Origin of the sequence: Paenibacillus herberti (genome assembly GCF_002233675.1) — a bacterium.
Classification (GTDB): domain Bacteria; phylum Bacillota; class Bacilli; order Paenibacillales; family Paenibacillaceae; genus Paenibacillus_O; species Paenibacillus_O herberti.
This window is the reverse complement of record NZ_NMUQ01000003.1, coordinates 337313-354476: the sequence shown is the minus strand read 5'-3', so window position 1 is coordinate 354476 and position 17164 is coordinate 337313. Positions and strand designations below refer to the sequence as shown.

18 protein-coding genes and 1 pseudogene are annotated in these 17164 nt (G+C 49.9%); 3 read left to right on the top strand and 16 right to left on the bottom strand.

What is annotated here, in order from left to right; all coding sequences use genetic code 11:
- The 15 genes and pseudogenes from CGZ75_RS25450 to coxB form a co-directional block, all read right to left on the bottom strand.
- Nucleotides 1-279: pseudogene (locus CGZ75_RS25450) on the bottom strand (DUF4832 domain-containing protein); the annotation flags it as partial.
- Nucleotides 280-550: 271 nt separating this feature from the next.
- Nucleotides 551-727 (bottom strand): hypothetical protein, encoded by a 177-nt coding sequence (locus tag CGZ75_RS25445; RefSeq protein ID WP_176444949.1) that lies wholly within the window; start codon nt 725-727, stop codon nt 551-553.
- Between the two features lie 17 nt (nt 728-744).
- The gene (locus CGZ75_RS21095; protein WP_089526242.1) at nt 745-2061 is read right to left on the bottom strand and encodes an ABC transporter permease; all 1317 of its coding nucleotides are present in this window, start codon (nt 2059-2061) and stop codon (nt 745-747) included.
- The gene (locus CGZ75_RS21090) at nt 2054-2959 is read right to left on the bottom strand and encodes an ABC transporter ATP-binding protein (protein ID WP_089526536.1); all 906 of its coding nucleotides are present in this window, start codon (nt 2957-2959) and stop codon (nt 2054-2056) included. Before CGZ75_RS21090 ends, CGZ75_RS21095 begins: the two co-directional genes overlap by 8 nt.
- A 76-nt stretch (nt 2960-3035) precedes the next feature.
- Nucleotides 3036-4103: an ABC transporter ATP-binding protein gene (locus tag CGZ75_RS21085; protein ID WP_245851024.1), complete on the bottom strand. Its 1068-nt coding sequence runs from the start codon at nt 4101-4103 to the stop codon at nt 3036-3038.
- A 47-nt stretch (nt 4104-4150) separates the two neighbouring features.
- Entirely contained in the window at nt 4151-4546 is a 396-nt protein-coding gene (locus CGZ75_RS21080; RefSeq protein WP_089526241.1) for a GntR family transcriptional regulator, read from the bottom strand.
- 57 nt (nt 4547-4603) lie between these two features.
- The gene (locus CGZ75_RS21075; RefSeq protein WP_141136855.1) at nt 4604-5323 is read right to left on the bottom strand and encodes a hypothetical protein; all 720 of its coding nucleotides are present in this window, start codon (nt 5321-5323) and stop codon (nt 4604-4606) included.
- A gap of 225 nt (nt 5324-5548) precedes the next feature.
- On the bottom strand, nt 5549-6571 hold the full coding sequence (locus tag CGZ75_RS21070) for a globin-coupled sensor protein (RefSeq protein ID WP_089526239.1): 1023 nt from the start codon (nt 6569-6571) through the stop codon (nt 5549-5551).
- Nucleotides 6572-6661: 90 nt separating this feature from the next.
- The gene (locus CGZ75_RS21065; RefSeq protein ID WP_089526238.1) at nt 6662-7624 is read right to left on the bottom strand and encodes a carbohydrate kinase family protein; all 963 of its coding nucleotides are present in this window, start codon (nt 7622-7624) and stop codon (nt 6662-6664) included.
- A 20-nt stretch (nt 7625-7644) separates the two neighbouring features.
- Nucleotides 7645-8109 carry a DUF420 domain-containing protein gene (locus CGZ75_RS21060; RefSeq protein ID WP_089526237.1) on the bottom strand — a complete coding sequence of 155 codons (465 nt, stop codon included), beginning with the start codon at nt 8107-8109 and terminating at the stop codon, nt 7645-7647.
- Between the two features lie 45 nt (nt 8110-8154).
- Nucleotides 8155-9051 carry a cytochrome c oxidase assembly factor CtaG gene (ctaG, locus tag CGZ75_RS21055; RefSeq protein ID WP_089526236.1) on the bottom strand — a complete coding sequence of 299 codons (897 nt, stop codon included), beginning with the start codon at nt 9049-9051 and terminating at the stop codon, nt 8155-8157.
- A 229-nt stretch (nt 9052-9280) separates the two neighbouring features.
- On the bottom strand, nt 9281-9601 hold the full coding sequence (locus CGZ75_RS21050; RefSeq protein WP_089526235.1) for a cytochrome C oxidase subunit IV family protein: 321 nt from the start codon (nt 9599-9601) through the stop codon (nt 9281-9283).
- Nucleotides 9602-9604: 3 nt separating this feature from the next.
- Nucleotides 9605-10225, bottom strand: coding sequence for a cytochrome (ubi)quinol oxidase subunit III (locus CGZ75_RS21045; RefSeq protein ID WP_089526234.1), 621 nt, complete (start codon nt 10223-10225; stop codon nt 9605-9607).
- Entirely contained in the window at nt 10222-12108 is a 1887-nt protein-coding gene (gene ctaD / locus CGZ75_RS21040) for a cytochrome c oxidase subunit I (protein WP_245851022.1), read from the bottom strand. Before ctaD ends, CGZ75_RS21045 begins: the two co-directional genes overlap by 4 nt.
- Before the next feature lie 29 nt (nt 12109-12137).
- Nucleotides 12138-13187: a cytochrome c oxidase subunit II gene (gene coxB / locus CGZ75_RS21035; RefSeq protein ID WP_089526233.1), complete on the bottom strand. Its 1050-nt coding sequence runs from the start codon at nt 13185-13187 to the stop codon at nt 12138-12140.
- Nucleotides 13188-13638: 451 nt separating this feature from the next.
- On the opposite strand from coxB, the gene CGZ75_RS21030 reads away from it, so the two are divergent.
- On the top strand, nt 13639-14457 hold the full coding sequence (locus CGZ75_RS21030; protein WP_089526232.1) for a hypothetical protein: 819 nt from the start codon (nt 13639-13641) through the stop codon (nt 14455-14457).
- 49 nt (nt 14458-14506) lie between these two features.
- Here CGZ75_RS21030 and CGZ75_RS21025 read toward each other — a convergent pair whose 3' ends face one another.
- Entirely contained in the window at nt 14507-15370 is an 864-nt protein-coding gene (locus CGZ75_RS21025) for a DUF421 domain-containing protein (RefSeq protein WP_089526231.1), read from the bottom strand.
- 181 nt (nt 15371-15551) lie between these two features.
- On the opposite strand from CGZ75_RS21025, the gene CGZ75_RS21020 reads away from it, so the two are divergent.
- Complete coding sequence (locus CGZ75_RS21020; protein WP_089526230.1) at nt 15552-16328, top strand: ABC transporter permease; 777 nt, start codon at nt 15552-15554, stop codon at nt 16326-16328.
- Nucleotides 16325-17134: an ABC transporter permease gene (locus CGZ75_RS21015; RefSeq protein ID WP_245851020.1), complete on the top strand. Its 810-nt coding sequence runs from the start codon at nt 16325-16327 to the stop codon at nt 17132-17134. The genes CGZ75_RS21020 and CGZ75_RS21015 overlap by 4 nt, the downstream gene beginning before the upstream one ends.
- The last annotated feature ends 30 nt before the right edge of the window (nt 17135-17164 follow it).

Here is a 17164-nt window from a genome sequence, read left to right as displayed (position 1 = left end):
TGTATCCAGCCAGAAGTGGCTTGTTGTCGTACTGAGTCCCGTACCTTCAACGAGCAGATACAGGTTCGTTCCATCATTTGTTACTTTTAAGCTCTTAGCCGTTCCTGTATTGGTTGAAAGTGAATTCACTCCACTCCAGTCAGCTGCCTTGCCATCTACCGTAATAGCAGCCGCTTCCGCTTTATATAAGGCTCCAATCGGCGAAAATAACGAAACCACCATGGCTAAAATTAAAAAAAGAACGATGAATAACTTATTTACTTTAACTGAACCGTTCACAATAATCCTCCTTAGAAAATGTTCTTTTGATTAGTCTCAAATCCATTCATTGTTAAGTCTCCCACCTCCTTTAATTTAATTCGCAACTATTAAATGGTTAGCAATTTTCCTTAACAATAACACATACTTGATGAGCTTCATTATTATATGAGAGAATTCTTATCCGTTTACCCGTATAAAGCGGCACTCCACAACGAAAAAACCAGTAAGAACAAGTACCCTTGTTCTTACTGGTCCCATATTTTGGATCAGGCATTTCACCTAGTCCCAATTAAATTGTTTTTACCTTCTTGTTAAGACCGAACTGCGCCACCGTATAACAGCTTCCTACCACGATTAATCCAAGCATCGTTCCTTTGACAAAATCGGGTACAGGAAGCTCAAAATGGGAAAGGAGCAGGTAAGATACAAGCAACAATGGACTCATCATTCGGATTACGTTTTTCATTTGAATTCCTCCAAAGTTTAAAATTTGTAAGCCTTCATCGCTTTGCGAAGTTCCTTGATCGTTGGGCGTTTGCCGTACATCAGAACACCGGTCCGGTATATCTTCGCCGACAGCCAGCCAAGCAAATAGATACTGACGAGCATGATGAGCAGTGAGACACCGATCTCCCAATATTCCACACTGCCAACACCAGTGCGAACAACCATTACATAGGGGGACAAAAACGGGATGAACGAGGTAACTTTGACCAACATGCTATCTGGATTCGTCAGGTTGAACATACCAAGGTAGAAACCGGCGAGTGACAGGAAGGTGAGCGGCATAACCGCTTGACCGAGATCCTCCGTGCGGCTGACGATGGAGCCAACTGCCGCGTACAACGTTGCGTATAGGAAAAATCCTGTGAGGTAGAACAGCAGCGAGACGATTAACAGATCATAGCTGACATCGCTCAGGTTGATGTTCAAATTGCCGAGTGCTTCTGTGTTCGTTGGAATATTAACGTTGATGATTACTACTCCTATATAAATCGCGATTTGCAAAAGACCAACGAGGAACATGCCGAAGATTTTCCCGAACATGCTGTTTAGCGGCGACACGCTCGTGATGAGCACCTCCATAATGCGGGAGCTCTTCTCCGTTGTCACTTCGCTTGCAATAACCGTTCCTGTCGCCATGATCGTCATGAAGAGCAGGAACAGCATCGCATACACAAGACCCATGTTGACGCCCTGCTGAGTAGCTGTGCGCCCGCTTCCCTCGCCGCTGCCTGCATTGATTTGCAGCGCCGAAACCTCGACTGGTGTATAGAGCAGCTTCTTCTGCTCGTCGGTCAGTCCCGCTGCATTGGACTTAACAATTTGTAAGCCGGTCCGCAGCTCCTCAGTGGCAGAGTTATCCATCATCTTCTCGGAGTTGTAAATGGCATCGTAGAAGCCGGTTGTTGCATTAGGCTTCAGCTGTAAGTATCCGTCGATGCTTCCATCGGCAATCGCTTTTTTGAGCGTTGCCTCGTCGGCCGCCGCATCTCCGCTGCCTTCGATTGCAACCATGGCGAGCTTCCGGCTATCCTCAGGCTGCGAGGCATAATATTCCTTGAGCCAAGCCCCAACGAGTGTTGGTGTAACTTTGCTCTCTATACTCTCGCTCTGAACGGAGACATAACCGACATTTTTGACGTCCGCCCCGCCATCTCCCTTGAACAGCGAGATGATATAAGGCAGATTGATAACTAGGGAAAGGATAATGACCAGAATCAGCGTCGTCACAATGAAGGCTTTACCCTTCGTTTTATTGCGGAATGTAAACCCGGTTACTGTCCAAAAATCACTCATGGCTCTCACCTACCGTTTTTATAAAGATTTCGTTGAGCGTTGGCTCCATAATCTCGAATCGACTGATCTCTGACTGCGACATGGCGTGGTGCAGGATGCCCCGTCCAGATGCTTCATCAGCGATCCGGATTTCATAACCGCCTTGCTCCAGCAGCTTTACGCCAAGCACTCCGGGCAGTTCCTCCAGCCCTGTAATCTCGCTCTCCGCCGTCAGCCGCACCCGCTCCCGTGGGAATCTGCCCTTGATCTCCTTCAAGCTGCCTTTGACCTGCTCATTGGATCGATGCAGGATCGTAATGTTGCGGCATAACTCCTCGACATGTTCCATGCGATGGGTAGAAAACAGAATCGTTGAGCCATTGTCGCGCAGCTCTTTGACCGTGCTTTTGAGCAGCTCAACATTAACCGGGTCAAGTCCACTGAACGCTTCATCAAGAATGAGTAGCTGCGGGCTGTGAATAATCGTAGCGATGAACTGGATTTTCTGCTGATTGCCCTTGGACAGCTCCTCAACCCGCTTGTCATAGTATTCTGGCACGTTAAAACGCTCTAGCCAGTTCTTGAGGCTCTTATCGGCAGCGGATGCCGTCATTCCCTTCAAACGAGCGAGATAAACAAGCTGCTCGCTTACTTTGACCTTAGGATACAGGCCGCGTTCCTCAGGCAGATAGCCAATTCGCTGTAATTGCTCCTTAGCGTAAGGCTTACCATCATACAGAATCTGTCCTTCATCCGGGAAAATCAGCCCCAGCACCATTCTCATCGTGGTCGTTTTTCCCGCGCCATTGGCTCCGAGCAGACCGTAGATTTCTCCGCGGTCCACCTCCAGGCTTATGCCGTTGACAGCCGTTTTATCTCCATATTGCTTAACAACTCGATCTACTACTAGCGGCTTCATATTCTGCTCCCCCATTCAAATTGAACCTTGACTCCTACATTACTGCCATTCTCATGCGAAAATAAATGAGCTCAATCTACAAGCTATCGCGAATGAGCAATGCCATAATTTCATCCAGCTCAAGTGCTCGCTGTCCCGTAATGGCGAATCCCTGCTGGCGGCACCAGAGCTCCGCTTCCCAAGCCTTGCAGGTGGTCACTCGGCAAGTTCCACCGCCCGCCTCCTCGGCATTCACGAGTCCCGGCAATGCCTGGACAGCTTCGGGCGCAAGTTGTGTTGCCGAACCTGCTCCATGTGCGGGCAGCCCTACCGTTGCCGGGCCTACATAGAACGTATGCCAGGATGACAGCAATTCATCCTTTTCATACATGCCGATGATCCGCCCGCCTGACATGACCACTATGTAATCGGCCAATCGCTTTACCTCGTCCATGATGTGCGTAGCCATCAAAATCGTTCGATTGCCGCGCCTCATATAGCGATGCAGCTCATCGACCAGCTTACGCCAGGAAATGGGGTCAAGCCCGGAGGACGGCTCATCCAGCAACAGCAGATCAGGGCCGTGCGCCATAACAAGCGCGAGCTCGTATTTGCGTCTCATTCCCTTGGACATTTTGCCGAGTCGCAACGAAGGGTCCACTTCAAACTCGCGAAGCAAACGTTCGAATTCGTTACCGTTCCAACTCGGATACCATTCAGCGGTGAAATCTGCCTTGAATGTGCCTCGCAGCCCCGCGTCACGCTTGTTATCCTCTTCCGGCACATAACCGATTCTTTGCTTCAAAAGGGAATCATCCAAACCTATGCCTACCTGCTCGCCGAGCAGCCATAACTCTCCCTCATCGGGCCGCGACTGATCCATCAGTAACCTGAAGGTTGAACTCTTGCCGCTACCGTTAGGACCAACGATGGCCGTCACATGGCCGATCGGGACGTTCAGCGTCAGCGGCCCAAGCTTGAAGCGGCTGCGCTTCTGCATGACAGAGCGCAATGTTACCGCCGACGAAGGCTCTTTTTCGGTTAAGCTGGTCTCGCTCTGATTGGCTTCCGTCGCATGATTGCCTTTAGCAGGATTGGCTTCCGTCGCATTGCCTTCAGCCGACTGCTCTATGCGGCCCTTCTCCTGCTCCATCGCTTTATTCATGCCTTCTCCCCCTGCCTATTCTACACGATAAGTGGAATGGATCTTGTTTATTGCTGCTTGCCGTAACGCCGGTCCAGCTCGTGGCGTATTACTTCCTCCAGCTCATGACGCGTCAGGCCAGCTGCCATTCCGGCTTCGATTGCGGCCTCAACCGCAGCCTCCGCTGTCTGAAGCAACTTCTTGGAGCCTGCATCCGTATCGACCTTGGCTACAAAGGTGCCGCTGCCCTGACGCGTGCGCAGCAGTCCTTCTGCCTCTAGATCCTGATAGACGCGGCGAATCGTAATGAGACTGCAGTTCAACGACTGCGCTAACTCACGGTTCGAGGGAAGCAGCGTATTCTCAAGCAGTTGGCCGCTTACGATCAGTGCCCGCAGCTGAGATTCAATCTGATGGTACAGCGGTTCGGCGCTATTCTCGTTGATTTGTATGGGTAGCCGCACGACTGCACCTCGCTTTAAAAAATCTATGTTTTTTTGCTCTTTATTATCGGATTGGAACTATCCCATCAGACTGCGACGGCTCAGCAGCTTCGCCATCAGTTTGTATATAAATGCTGCGGTCATAATTCCAGCTGCGATGGCAAGCAGCGACGGTAGCCAATTGCCGCTTTCAGCAAATTCCAGGGTCCACAGAACGATGCTCCACTGAGCTTGCATCATGGCAAAACATGTCCCTAAAAAAACGACTACAAAAATTATGCACAGTATAGTGTACTGTTTTCCAGTCATCATGATTTCGAAGAGAGCGTAGATACAAGAACCGAGAACCCCGTAACCTAACCAAAACAAGGAGTAGTTGAGCATCTGCAGCGGAGTTAGAATCTGATGGAGAAAGAGTAAATAATGCAGGAGCAGTATCAGTACCAACGATGGAATAAGCAAACTTACGACGGTGAGCAGCTTGCCAGCTGCGATCTGGCGGTAGCTGATCGGCAGCCGGCGTAAGTCGGCCAGACGATGTGACATATGATCAACCCGCCAACTATTGAACGAGGCTCGGTTCATAAAGAATCCGAAACAGGGAATGAGCGCCAGCATAATAAAATTGGGCATCCATCCATTGAAATGACTACTATCCTTGACGTCCCGAAGCTCGATAAACAACGGCGTCATGAAAAGAAGAAAATATAAAATTAAGATGAGATTGAATATGACTCCATAACCGGCCATTGCCCACTCATATCGAGTCAGGAGCTTAGCCCCTCTCCAAGTACTCATGACGTTCCCCCTGCAAGATGACTTTTTCAGAAATTAGTGCGAGGCTTTTAAGATAAGCACAGTGTATATACTGTATATATCTTTATATACAATATATACACTGTACGTTCCACTGTCAAGAATATTTTGGAAATAAAATACCGTATGTTGCCAAAACATCCAAATGAGGACGTCTAGCAACATACGGTATAATTTCAGTGCAGTAAAGCGGAAGCAGTCTTAGTGTCAGCCCCCTGCAGACTGGGCTTTGTCTCTCAGGTGCTCCAGCTCCTGTGATACATTTTCGATCATGCGGATGAACAATCCCAGCTCCGATGAGCTGGCAGCCTGTTCCTGAGCCGCTTCCGCGGTTTCATGGGAAAGTGCCTGAACCTTGCTCAGAGCGCTGTTGATGGCTTCTACCTTTTCGCGGATCAACTCCAGCGATTCCTTGGAATGCCGAGCCAGCTTGCGCACCTCGCCAGCTACGACCTCGAACCCCCGTCCCATTTCACCAGCACGCGCCGCCTCAATAGCTGCATTGAGACCGAGCAAATGCGTCTGATCCGATATGTTGGTCATCAGGGAGCCCATGGATTCAATGACGCTAATCTGCTCGCCGAGACTGGACAGCTCTGCATTGGTCTGCTCTTGGGATTCTACGGTTCGGACCGCCAGTCGGCCGACCGTATCCGCGCTTCGTCCAACCTGTTCCATGCCTGCCGCCAGCTCCTGCACAGCGGTGCTGACACCGGTCAGAATCTCTCTCTGCATATCGGTTACACTTTGCAGCTTGGCCTTCTCGTCCTTCTCATATGCCTCCAGCACGATCTGGGAGTCGAGATTGAACATTTTGGCTAGGGAATGGAGCACAGAGGTCCACTTTTCCGGCATGGCAGCCGACAGATGGGAAGAGGTCAGATCCAGATAAGTTATGTAGGTACCGAGATACCACTGGCTGGTCAAGCCAATGCGCGAGTGGATCCCTCCAACCTTCAGTCGCCATTGAAAATATTGCTCATCGATTACCCCGGCTGTCATGGACAGAAAATATTGCTTCTGCATCAGCTTGAGGCGATCTAAAGTGCTATGCTTCTCGATCATCGCTTTCAGCTCCGGCTGACGCACAATATTCTCATAAAGGGAGTCTACGATCCGGTCCGCGGCCCCTTCAAATACGGGTCTAGCTTCGCTTAGCCGCTTGAGATCCTCATCCGTAAGTTGAATAAAATCCAGTTGCTTCTGTCTCATTTCAGATACTGAAATCACGTTTGGTTCCCTCATTTCACCTGTTAGGCCTAAATCATTCTAATAGGGAAATATCGGAATGCGTCCGCGTAAACTTTAGCTCCTTAGATCTCAAACACTCTGAGCTAGCAGCGCCTCAACCTCTTGAGGTGTCGGCAGAGCAGAAATCGCGCCTGCTCTTGTCGTTGTAATCGCAGCAGCGGCGTTAGCGAAGGCGAGCAGCCTGAGCGCCGTCTCTTGCGGGATGCCCTGGAGAAACTCCCTTTGCTGAACGACGCCAAAGAGCAAAGCCCCGATAAAGGCATCCCCAGCTCCTGTCGTATCGATCGTCTTCACGGTGTATCCCGGAACCTCGGCTTGAAATTCTCGACTCAGCCACATCGCGCCAGCTGGGCCCCGGGTATAAATGACATGGCGGACATCTCCAACAAAAAGCGACTGAAGCGCCTCCTGCTCGTCCTCAATGCCGGTAATAAAAGTCAGCTCCTCATCGCTGATTTTAACCAGATGAGCTAGCGGCAAAAATTCCAGAATGGCCCGGCGGCAATCCTCCGGAGAGGTCCACAGCGGCAGCCGCACATTAGGATCAAAGCTGATGATCCCGCCTGCTTCGCGGCATTTGGCAATCGCTTCGCGATGAGCGTATTTGACCGGAGCTTCGATCAGATCAACGGAACAAAAATGCAGCACATCTCCTGTGCTGAACCAGTCGCCGATCTCATCCGCCTCCAATAGCATATCTGCGCTCGGGTTGCGGTAAAAGCTGAAATCACGATTGCCGTCAGCACGCAGACTGACAAATGCCATCGCCGTATTTGCTTCTTTCGTTTGCAGCACGCGTGATATATCCACGCCGACAGCCGCCATCGTTTCGATCAGGAAGTCGCCGAACGCATCCTCCCCGAGCTTGCCGATAAAAGCGCTGCTGCCCCCTAAACGGGCTACCGCGCTGGCCACATTTGCAGGCGCTCCTCCAGCGGCACGGGTAAAGCTGTCCACTTGCTTCAGCTCCACTCCCCGCTCTGCCGGGATCCAATCGATGAGTGCTTCACCGATCGTAAATACCTTTGCCATTGTTGCAGTCCTCCTGTCTACTACTGAGGGAACAGTATATCGAATACCGGCTTTGTATGTCCTCCGGGATACATGAGGTAAAGCAAGACGTAAACAGCTACGCCAGTAATGGCGGTAACAAACCAGATGACGGAGGTGACACGGCCCAGCTTGCGATGTTTGGCATACTTCTCCTTAAAGCCGAGAACTAACGTTGTAATGCCGAATATCGCCCCAACCGTCGCCAATACAATATGGAAAATGAGAAACACATAATAATAGGGTGCTAGGCTAGGCGGACCTCCCCAGTCCGTGTTTCCAGCAAGCAGCGTCCGTGAGGAGTAGATGATAAAAAAGATAATGGCAGCAATGGCAGCGGCAATCATCATTTTTTTGTGTGCTTCCAAGCGGCGCTTAATAGCTAGGTTCCAGCCGAAGGCAACCAAAATCGCGCTCAAAACGATGAAAAAGGTGCTGATGGTCGGAAATATTGTATAACGATCCAAGCTGTCTCCCCCACTTTCCAATCTAGCGCTCCCGCAACCCGGCGTTTAAACCGGGTCAACACCACGCAGATCGCTGTCGTTCTCTGCATTTTCCTGACTGTACCACTGTCTAAAAATAAATACGAGAATGCAGCCGTACATAATTTCTTGCACGAGCTTCATCAGAATACCGCCGATCTGCTGGTCTTCCTTGGCACTGAACAGATTGAAGAACATTGGTCCTTCAAATTTCTGCAGCAACCAAGCTGTATCGCCGGATACACAGTAGCTCATCGCCTGCGCCCATACGACCGGGTTGTTGTAGACGGCATACAACGACTCGTCCGCAAAAATAATCAAGGCACAAGCCGGAGTGAGCAATACGCCGCTAGCAAAAACATAGGCCATTTTGCGAAGGCCATTGAGACGGGTCCACTCCGGAACCGGGCAAGTAATTTGCCACCACATGATCATAGCCGCTATTAATAGAAGCAAGTTAAAGCCCTCATGCAACCAGTAACGGGTCATGACGTAATCCTGGACATTCGGCAAATGGTAGAACGAGAACAGGACGTTAAACAAAACAAGCGTAAAGATCGGGTTCATAACCGGACTCAGCCGCTTCCAAAATCGTGCACGGAACGCCGAGCGCCAAGCGTAAGCTGGGATGCCCATGATGATCAGCGGCGGAGCAATTAGATAGCTGATCGACATATTCGCCATATGGAAGCTGAACATCATATGGCCAAGCAGATTCATCGGACCACCTTGAGCCATATAGAGCAGTACAATACCGGAGACAGTCATGACTTGCTGCCAGAAACCTGGACGCTTCTCCATTGGATAATGCTGCTCCCGCCATGGACCGATCAAATAGAAGTAGCCAATAATAATCGCTAGCATCGCAAAGAGCATCCACGGGCTCCATAAAGCTTTGAAATCGAAGTATTCCAATCCAAGCATTGCGGATAATCTCCTTCCCTACATCCTCTCCGACAGAGAGGCAGCCACCAGAATTAAAGGCAGCAGATGGGTTGATAAGCCTTACTTTACCGGAAGCGGTCGTACATGGCAAAGGTCAATATTGCGAACAGTTGCGCTGCCTGATAGAGCATTGTAAAGCGCTTCAATAATTAAAACAACAAAAGAGGAGGTCTGCAGGCAGACGCTCCTCTTCCCCTTTATACGCGGCTTACCACCAAGTCCAGTATTCCGCCATAATGACAATCGTAAACACAACGAACACGCCGGTCATAATACCTACAATCGGGAAGAGATGTCCCCGATCCTTCATATGCATCCAAAAGCCCATCTGGATAACGACCTGAAGAGCGGCCATGACCAACAGCAGGATATAAATGAAGGAAGTATTAATTTCTCCACCTATAACCGTTGCAAATGCGACAAGCGTAAGCAGCAGGGAGAAGATATAGGCGACAACATGTTTCCTTGGACCTTCATGCTTGTGGCGCTTGGCCGGCTGTTCGGAATGAGACGAATGATTAGCTGCCATCAGTTAACCCACCTTTCCCATCAAGTAGACGACGGTGAAGATGAACACCCATACTACGTCGATAAAGTGCCAGTACATACCCGCTACATAAACTTTAGGAGCGGTTACGACGTTAAGGCCTTTACGAGCCACTTGGAAAATCAGCAGCGATATCCAAACAATCCCGAACAATACATGCGCTCCGTGGAAGCCGACTAGGGTATAGAACGATGAGCTGAATGCGCTCGTACTGAACCTATGACCTTCATGGATGTACTCGTAGAACTCGTAAATCTCCAGACCCAGGAACCCCAGACCGAGAATAACGGTTATAATCAGCCAGCCCTGCATTGCTTTGACATGGTTGCGATGCATCGCTTGAATAGCGAATACGCTTGTCAGAGACGAGGTAAGTAGGATGAACGTTGCGATGGCGACCGTTCCGAGCTTGAACAGCTCTTGACCCGTCGGGTTGCCGTCGCCTACTTGATCGCGAAGCGCCAGGAAGATGGAAAAGAGGGTACCGAATAATACGGTCTCTCCTCCAAGGAATAACCAGAAGCCAAGAACCTTGTTGCGTCCTTCCAAGGTTGCGCGCTCCGGCTCATGAGGCAGCTCGCCGTCTAGATGGGAATGCGCACTCATTCCTTAACCTCCTTTTTCGTCAGTTCTTCCGGCTCGATATGGAAGCCGTGATCATCCTTGAGGGAACGGATGATCATACAAGTCAGTGTAATTCCCAGTCCAAGACCCGCTACTGCATGAGATGCGAAGATTTCTTTAACAAACCCGGTCCACTCGTTGTTGGCATACATGAATCCAAAACCAGCCACGAACAGTCCGAACGACATGATGAATGGTAGAATCGATCCAGAAGGCATATGAATCGGTCCGATTGGCTCTGCCGGCGACATACCGGTATTGCCATCCATTTTTTCTTTCCATAGAGCGTCATAACCGCGAACCAGAGGCGTTTGCAGGAAGTTGTATTCCGGAGCTGGAGATGGAATAGACCATTCCAGAGTCCGTCCGTCTTCCCAAGGATCGTTGCTCGCTGTTTTTGGCTTAGCTGCTGTAACAATAATATTGATAATGAAAATGATCGTACCAATACCCATCAGGAAAGCGCCGATGGTGCTGATCAGGTTCATCGAGTTGAAGCCTAATCCATCCAGATACGTGTAAACCCGGCGAGGCATGCCAAGCAAACCAAGGAAATGCTGGACGAAGAAGGTCAGATGGAAACCGATGTAGAAAGTCCAGAACGTCAGCTTGCCAAGTCCCTCGCTAAGCATCCGCCCGAATATCTTTGGCCACCAGTAATGAAGACCGGAGAACAGACCCAAAACAAGGCCGCCTACAATAACGTAATGGAAGTGGGCTACAACGAAATAGCTGTCATGGTATTGGAAGTCGGCCGGAGCCGCTGCCAACATAACGCCGGTAACGCCACCCATAACGAAGGTAGGTACGAATCCTACAGCGAACAAGTTAGCTGCCGTGAATCTAATGGAGCCGCCCCACATCGTGAAGATCCAGTTAAAGATTTTGATGCCTGTTGGTACGGCAATGAGCATCGTTGCGATTGAGAACAGCGCGTTAGCAACAGGTCCAAGACCAACCGTAAACATATGGTGAGCCCATACCATGAAGCCGAGGAAGCCGATCAGCACTGTCGCGAATACCATCGAGCTGTATCCGAATAGCCGTTTGCGAGAGAAGGTACTGATGACCTCGGAGATAATACCGAAGGCCGGAAGAATCAGAATGTAAACCTCAGGATGTCCGAAGATCCAGAAGATATGCTCCCAGAGTACAGTGTTGCCGCCGCCGCTTACATTAAAGAAGTTCGCCGAGAAAAGGCGATCGAACATAAGGGCAACGAGACCAACTGTCAGAGCCGGGAAAGCGAACAAGATCAGAGCCGAGGTGATGAATGCGCTCCAGGTGAACATCGGCATACGCATGAAGCTCATGCCCGGGGCGCGCATGTTGATAATTGTAACAAGGAAGTTAATACCGCCTACGAGAGTACCGATACCGGCAATCTGCAGACCAAGCACGTAAAAGTCTACCCCTTTGCCTGGGCTATAGGTCGGGTCTGCGAGAGGCAAGTAGGAAGTCCATCCCGCATCAGGAACGGCGCCTGCAATCCAACTGACGTTGAGCAGCAGCCCGCCGAAGAGGAATGTCCAGAAGCCAAGCGCATTGACGAATGGAAAGGCAACGTCACGCGCTCCGATCTGCAGGGGTACGATGGCATTCATTAGAGCGAAGATAATCGGCATCGCTGCCAAGAAGATCATCGTCGTACCATGCATCGTGAGCAACTCATTGTAAGTGTCGGCACTTACAAAGTTGTTCAACGGCTTCCAAAGCTGAATCCGGATCAGCAAGGCTTCAAAGCCGCCAATCAGGAAGAAAAATCCACCGGCAATTAGATAAAGGATGCCGATTTTTTTGTGGTCAACAGTTGTGAGCCAGTCCATAAGACCGGTATAACGTTTGACCGGATGTGCATGAGCCAAGGCTGGTACCCCCTTCAATTACCGATAGGTTATTGCTCCACGTCAAGCTTGTATTCCGACAGATACTTGGCGATGCCATCGATCTGCTCCGGAGTCAGGTCAACCTTCGGCATTGAGTTGCCAGGCTTAACCGCTTGTGGATCTTCGATCCACCTTTTAAGGTTATCGTACGTACTGCCTTCATTCGAATATTTGGGGTCATCTGTGTTAACAAGAATGCCCGCAACCGTTCCCTTGTCACCCATTCCGGTGAGGTTCGGGAAGAGCTGCATACCTTTATCGCCAACAGCGTGGCAGGTCAGGCATTGTTTTTCGAAGACGGCAGCGATCTCAGGATCTGCTGGCAGCTTGCCAGGCTCCTTCATCGCTGTTACCCAGCGATCGAAAGCACCTTGGTTAACCGATTTGACCTTGAAATCCATCAGAGCATGGGAAGGTCCGCAAAGCTCGGCACACTTGCCGAGATATACTCCATCCTGATCTGCGCTGAAATACATCGTATTCACATTCGCGCCGGGGTTAGCATCGATCTTACCGGCTAGCGCCGGAATCCAGAACGAGTGGATAACATCGGCGGATTTAACTTGAACGGAAACCGTCTTGCCTGTAGGAATCATAAGCTCCTGGGATGTCTTGATACCGTACTGGGGATATTCGAATTCCCACCAATATTGTTTAGCGGTTACAATGACTTGCACCGCATTGGGATCCTTCGTGTAATCCTTGGCCAGTCCGAAAACAGACTTGACTGTAGGTACGCCGAGAATCAGCAGCAGCACAATCGGAATGACCGTCCAGATAATCTCCAGCTTGTGATTGCCTTCCACTTGAACGGGAATTGTTTTGTCGCCGGGACGTCTGCGGTAACGCACCATCACATAGAATGCCAGCGCGAAAACGACAATAACGACAAGCACCATGATGGAAATGGAGAGCTTCATCAGCCCGAATTGCTCTTCTGCAACCGGACCTTGTGGATTCATAGTGGACAGATCTTCTCGTCCACATCCGGCCATGAGCAAAGCCATCCCTGCGAGCAGCGGCAGGAGACGTCGTGCAAGGTGCCACCTTTTCATCATTATCAACCCCACTTTTGACGTTTTCGCATTTGCCCAAGCAAAAACGGAGAACCGCCAGTCGGCAGCTATCCGTTTACGGAATCAAGCTAGAAGTTGGAAAACACCCCGGAATATGCCGGTTAAACGCTTTCTCTTCCTTATGTACGTCTTGGCAAATGCTTCATACTTAGCTGTAAATTGGCAACTCCTGCATGTCAAATACTTAATTAAATATAAAGTTGAAGCCCTTAATTGTCAATGTTCCACAGAGAGTTCACAAATTGTTCTCAAAGATGTCAAAAAAGGCTTTTTACCCTGTTTCAACTGTCATTCAATTCCTTTCTACCCTGTACTCCTACTCATTTTGCACCAAACCCATGGGCAATTATGTATGGAGCAAAAGACGCATATTTGTCTCCCTCCGGCTAACCCTAAGATCACGGCTTAATATCTGAAGGAGGCCTGATGATCGATGCCATTCAACCGCAAAATTGTCTTGCTCAGCGCTTTGCTGATTTTAACTCTGCTTACCTCTGCCTGCGGCTATAAGAAACTCGTGCAGGACAGCGATCAAAATTACGGAACCCGCCAGAAAAATGATCCTAAGATGTATGGAGGACGGATGTACGGCAAGTCCGGCTCGGGTTCGGGTCAGCATAACAATCAATTCGTTGAGTTCAGTTCCCATTTGTCCCGGGAAGTTACCAACATAAATGGGATTGGTCAAGGGGTTGTCATGCTTACAGACCGTAATGCTTATGTCGGCCTTGTGTTGGATGCGACTGCGACGCATACGCTCAAAAACGGCAGACCTATTTTGAATGAGCAGGATAATGGGGGCTGGACGGAAGGTGTCTACAATAATAAGACAGGCAGCGATACTTGGAATAACCGCCAGCTTGTTACGCCTTACAATTCCTACTTCTCGGTCAATGACCATAATGAGTTATCCTCCAAGCTAAAACAAACGATTGCCGTGCGTGTACGAAAGCTCGCTCCAGCCGTGCAGGAGGTACACATTACAGCAAACCGCGATGTAGTGAATCAATTCGTAGAATACGCTCGGGAAGCATGGGGCGGCCGAGAGCTTAATCGCTACATTAAGCCGTTCAATATACTCGTGCAGAAGCATTTTGCAGGTGGGAACGCGATGCCTGTGCCCTTGAACCTCATTAAAGAACGAGCGGCCAAGGGCAAAAGCATTAAAGAACTGAACGGAAGCGGCCCGTCCATGAGCGATCAGAACAGCGGCAGTGTCGGAAATTCGGGCATGGTCAAGCAAGGAAAATGACCCGCTTTGTATTTTTTCTTCTATAATATAGAGACTTTTTTAAAGGAGGTTACTTTAGTTCTGGCTGCGCCTCTCGAATGACTTGCTTCAGCTGGCGCGAACAGGACAGAAGTGCCTCCCTTTCTTCGTCGCTGCGAGAGAACCTTCCGAACTGCTCCAAATCGGCATGGCATTGTTCCAGCGAGCTAAGCAGCTGCTGACGAGGCGTCTCCTTCTTCGGCTCCAGCGCTCCATCCTGGTAGCCGGTCTGCACGGTCAGTTTTCCTTGAGTGTCCACCTGTGCAAGAAACACCTCATCCGGCTTCACTTTCAGCTTTGCCAGCTCATGACGCAACCAGTCCTCATCCTTGCCTGTATTGTGCAGAGGCTCTTGCATAACTTCGCTATCCATAATGACGGTCTGAGGCTCGGTTTCGGTCGTCATCTTCCAGCCCAGCATCGCTGGTGTAAGCGGCTGGTTCTCTTTTTTCAACAACACATTGATTTCGCCGCTTTTCTCCATGACTGCAAACTCGCAATCTGCTACCCTGAATACACTCTTTTTGCGAAGCTGTTCCAACAGCTCATCTATCGTAATTCTTACTTTGAACATATTCTGTTCGAGGATGGCTCCATTTTTAATAAGAACGGTTCCTTTGCCGTCCGCAATTCCGCTAATAAAGCGGCTTTTCATCGTCCAGAACTCAATTCCGATTGATACAACGGCCCAAGCGGCTATCGCGACGAAACCGAGGTACCATTCTGAATCGGTATCGAGTGAGATATAACCCGCAATATTACCTATCGTAATACCTGTAATATACTCGAACAACGACAATTGCGATAATTGACGTTTGCCGAGCAGCTTGGTTACCAGAAACAGCACAACAACCGAGCTTAAAGTACGTAGAATGACCTCCACCCACAACGGCATGTTTCTCTCTCCTTCCCTTCCGTATGTTTCCTATCCTGCTCCAATTGTTAACTAGCCATTCTTAATGGAAAAAAGTTGTTGCCTAATGCAGGAAGTACTGGTACGATGTTCATCCGCTCTCTAGCGCATTTCACCTTATTTTTTGAAGATGTTCCAATAATCTGAAGAAATGAGGTGCCTCATGCTTTTTTTCGCGCTCGCGCGCGCCAGTTACTCTCGCAACTTGCAGTACCGGGCTTCGCATCTGCTCCATAATATTGCAAGCGCTCTATTCGGCTTCATCTATCTGTCCATATGGACCGGAATAGGTCAAGGCCGCGACCTCGGCTCATACGGCATGGCCGGACTCATCTCGTACGTTGCACTCAACCAATGTCTGCTCTGGGTGACCGCATTTACGAATTATGGCCTGGGACTCCCTCAGCTCGTACGGACTGGTGGCATTGCGATCGAGCTCGCTCGTCCCGTCCATCTTTTCTACAACATGATGAGCCGTGAATGGGGCAATATCGGGTATCAGTTCCTTTACAAAAGCGTACCGATCTACTTGTTGTATCTAGTTGTGATTCCGCTACGCCTTCCACACAGCATTAGTACTGCATTTGCCTTCCTTGCTGCACTCGTCTGCGCGGCCTACTTGTCCCTCTGTGTCCAGTATCTCATCGGCGCTGTATCTCTATGGACAACAGAGTCCCAGTGGCTGCATTGGCTTAATCATGCAATGCTCACCTTGTTCTCCGGTTTTCTTATTCCTATTGAATGGCTGCCGGGCTGGCTTGGCTGGTTTAGCCGCTGGTCTTTTTACCCCTATCTGCAGTACATACCAACGCGCATTTATCTTGGAATGGACGGAATTAGCTCGCTGCTTCCTTCGCTTGCCTGGTGCGCCGGCCTAACCCTGTTATGCCTCGCGGCAACAGCGCTGATGCGGACCAAAACGGAGGTGCAGGGCGGATGATCCGGGACCTCAAAGGTATGGCTTCTATGTACAAACTGCTTATCCGTTTCAGCTTCCGCAGCAGCATGCAATACCGTTTTAATTTTTGGTTGGGCTCGACAATTGCAGCACTTATCGCATTTGTTGAATTTGCTCTATTGGCCGTTATTTTGAGCCGTTTCGGCACGATTCAGGGCTGGAGTGTTCAGGAATCTGCCTATTTGTATTCCATTCTGATTCTCTCCAAAGCGATTTACCGAACCTTTGCTTCCGATGTGCATCATCTTGAAAAGTATTTGTTAAGCGGAGACCTGGATGGGTTGCTGCTGCGACCGCTTCCAGTGCTGCTTGTGCTGATGACCCAGAACGTGTCCGTTCGGTTCGGTGAAACCTTACTCGGCCTAGGTATGCTGGCTTACAGCCTGAGCAGCCTTGCAGCGGATGACCAAATCCAGCTATGGATCGCAATTCCGCTCAGTGTGCTTATTTGCCTGAACGGTGGCTTGCTGCTGTTTGGCATTGGACTTGCGACCGCCGCAACCGGCTTCTGGCTGACTCGCATCGATATGCTGCAAAATTTAACGGAAGACGCGACCCATACCGCAATTCGCTATCCGCTCTCCATCTATCCCGGTTGGTTGAAGGGCATTTTGACTTCCATACTTCCGGTTGCTTTTGTTAATTACATGCCCGCTCTGTACATCGTGCGAGGTGAGGCTGGGCCGTGGATGCTTGCACTTAGCGCGGCAGCTTCGCTTGTTGTGCTTGGTGCTGGCGCGTTTTTATGGAAATGGGGAATAAGTCGCTATCAGAGTACAGGCAGCTGACAAGCGAGCAGCATCGCTTAAGGAGGAATG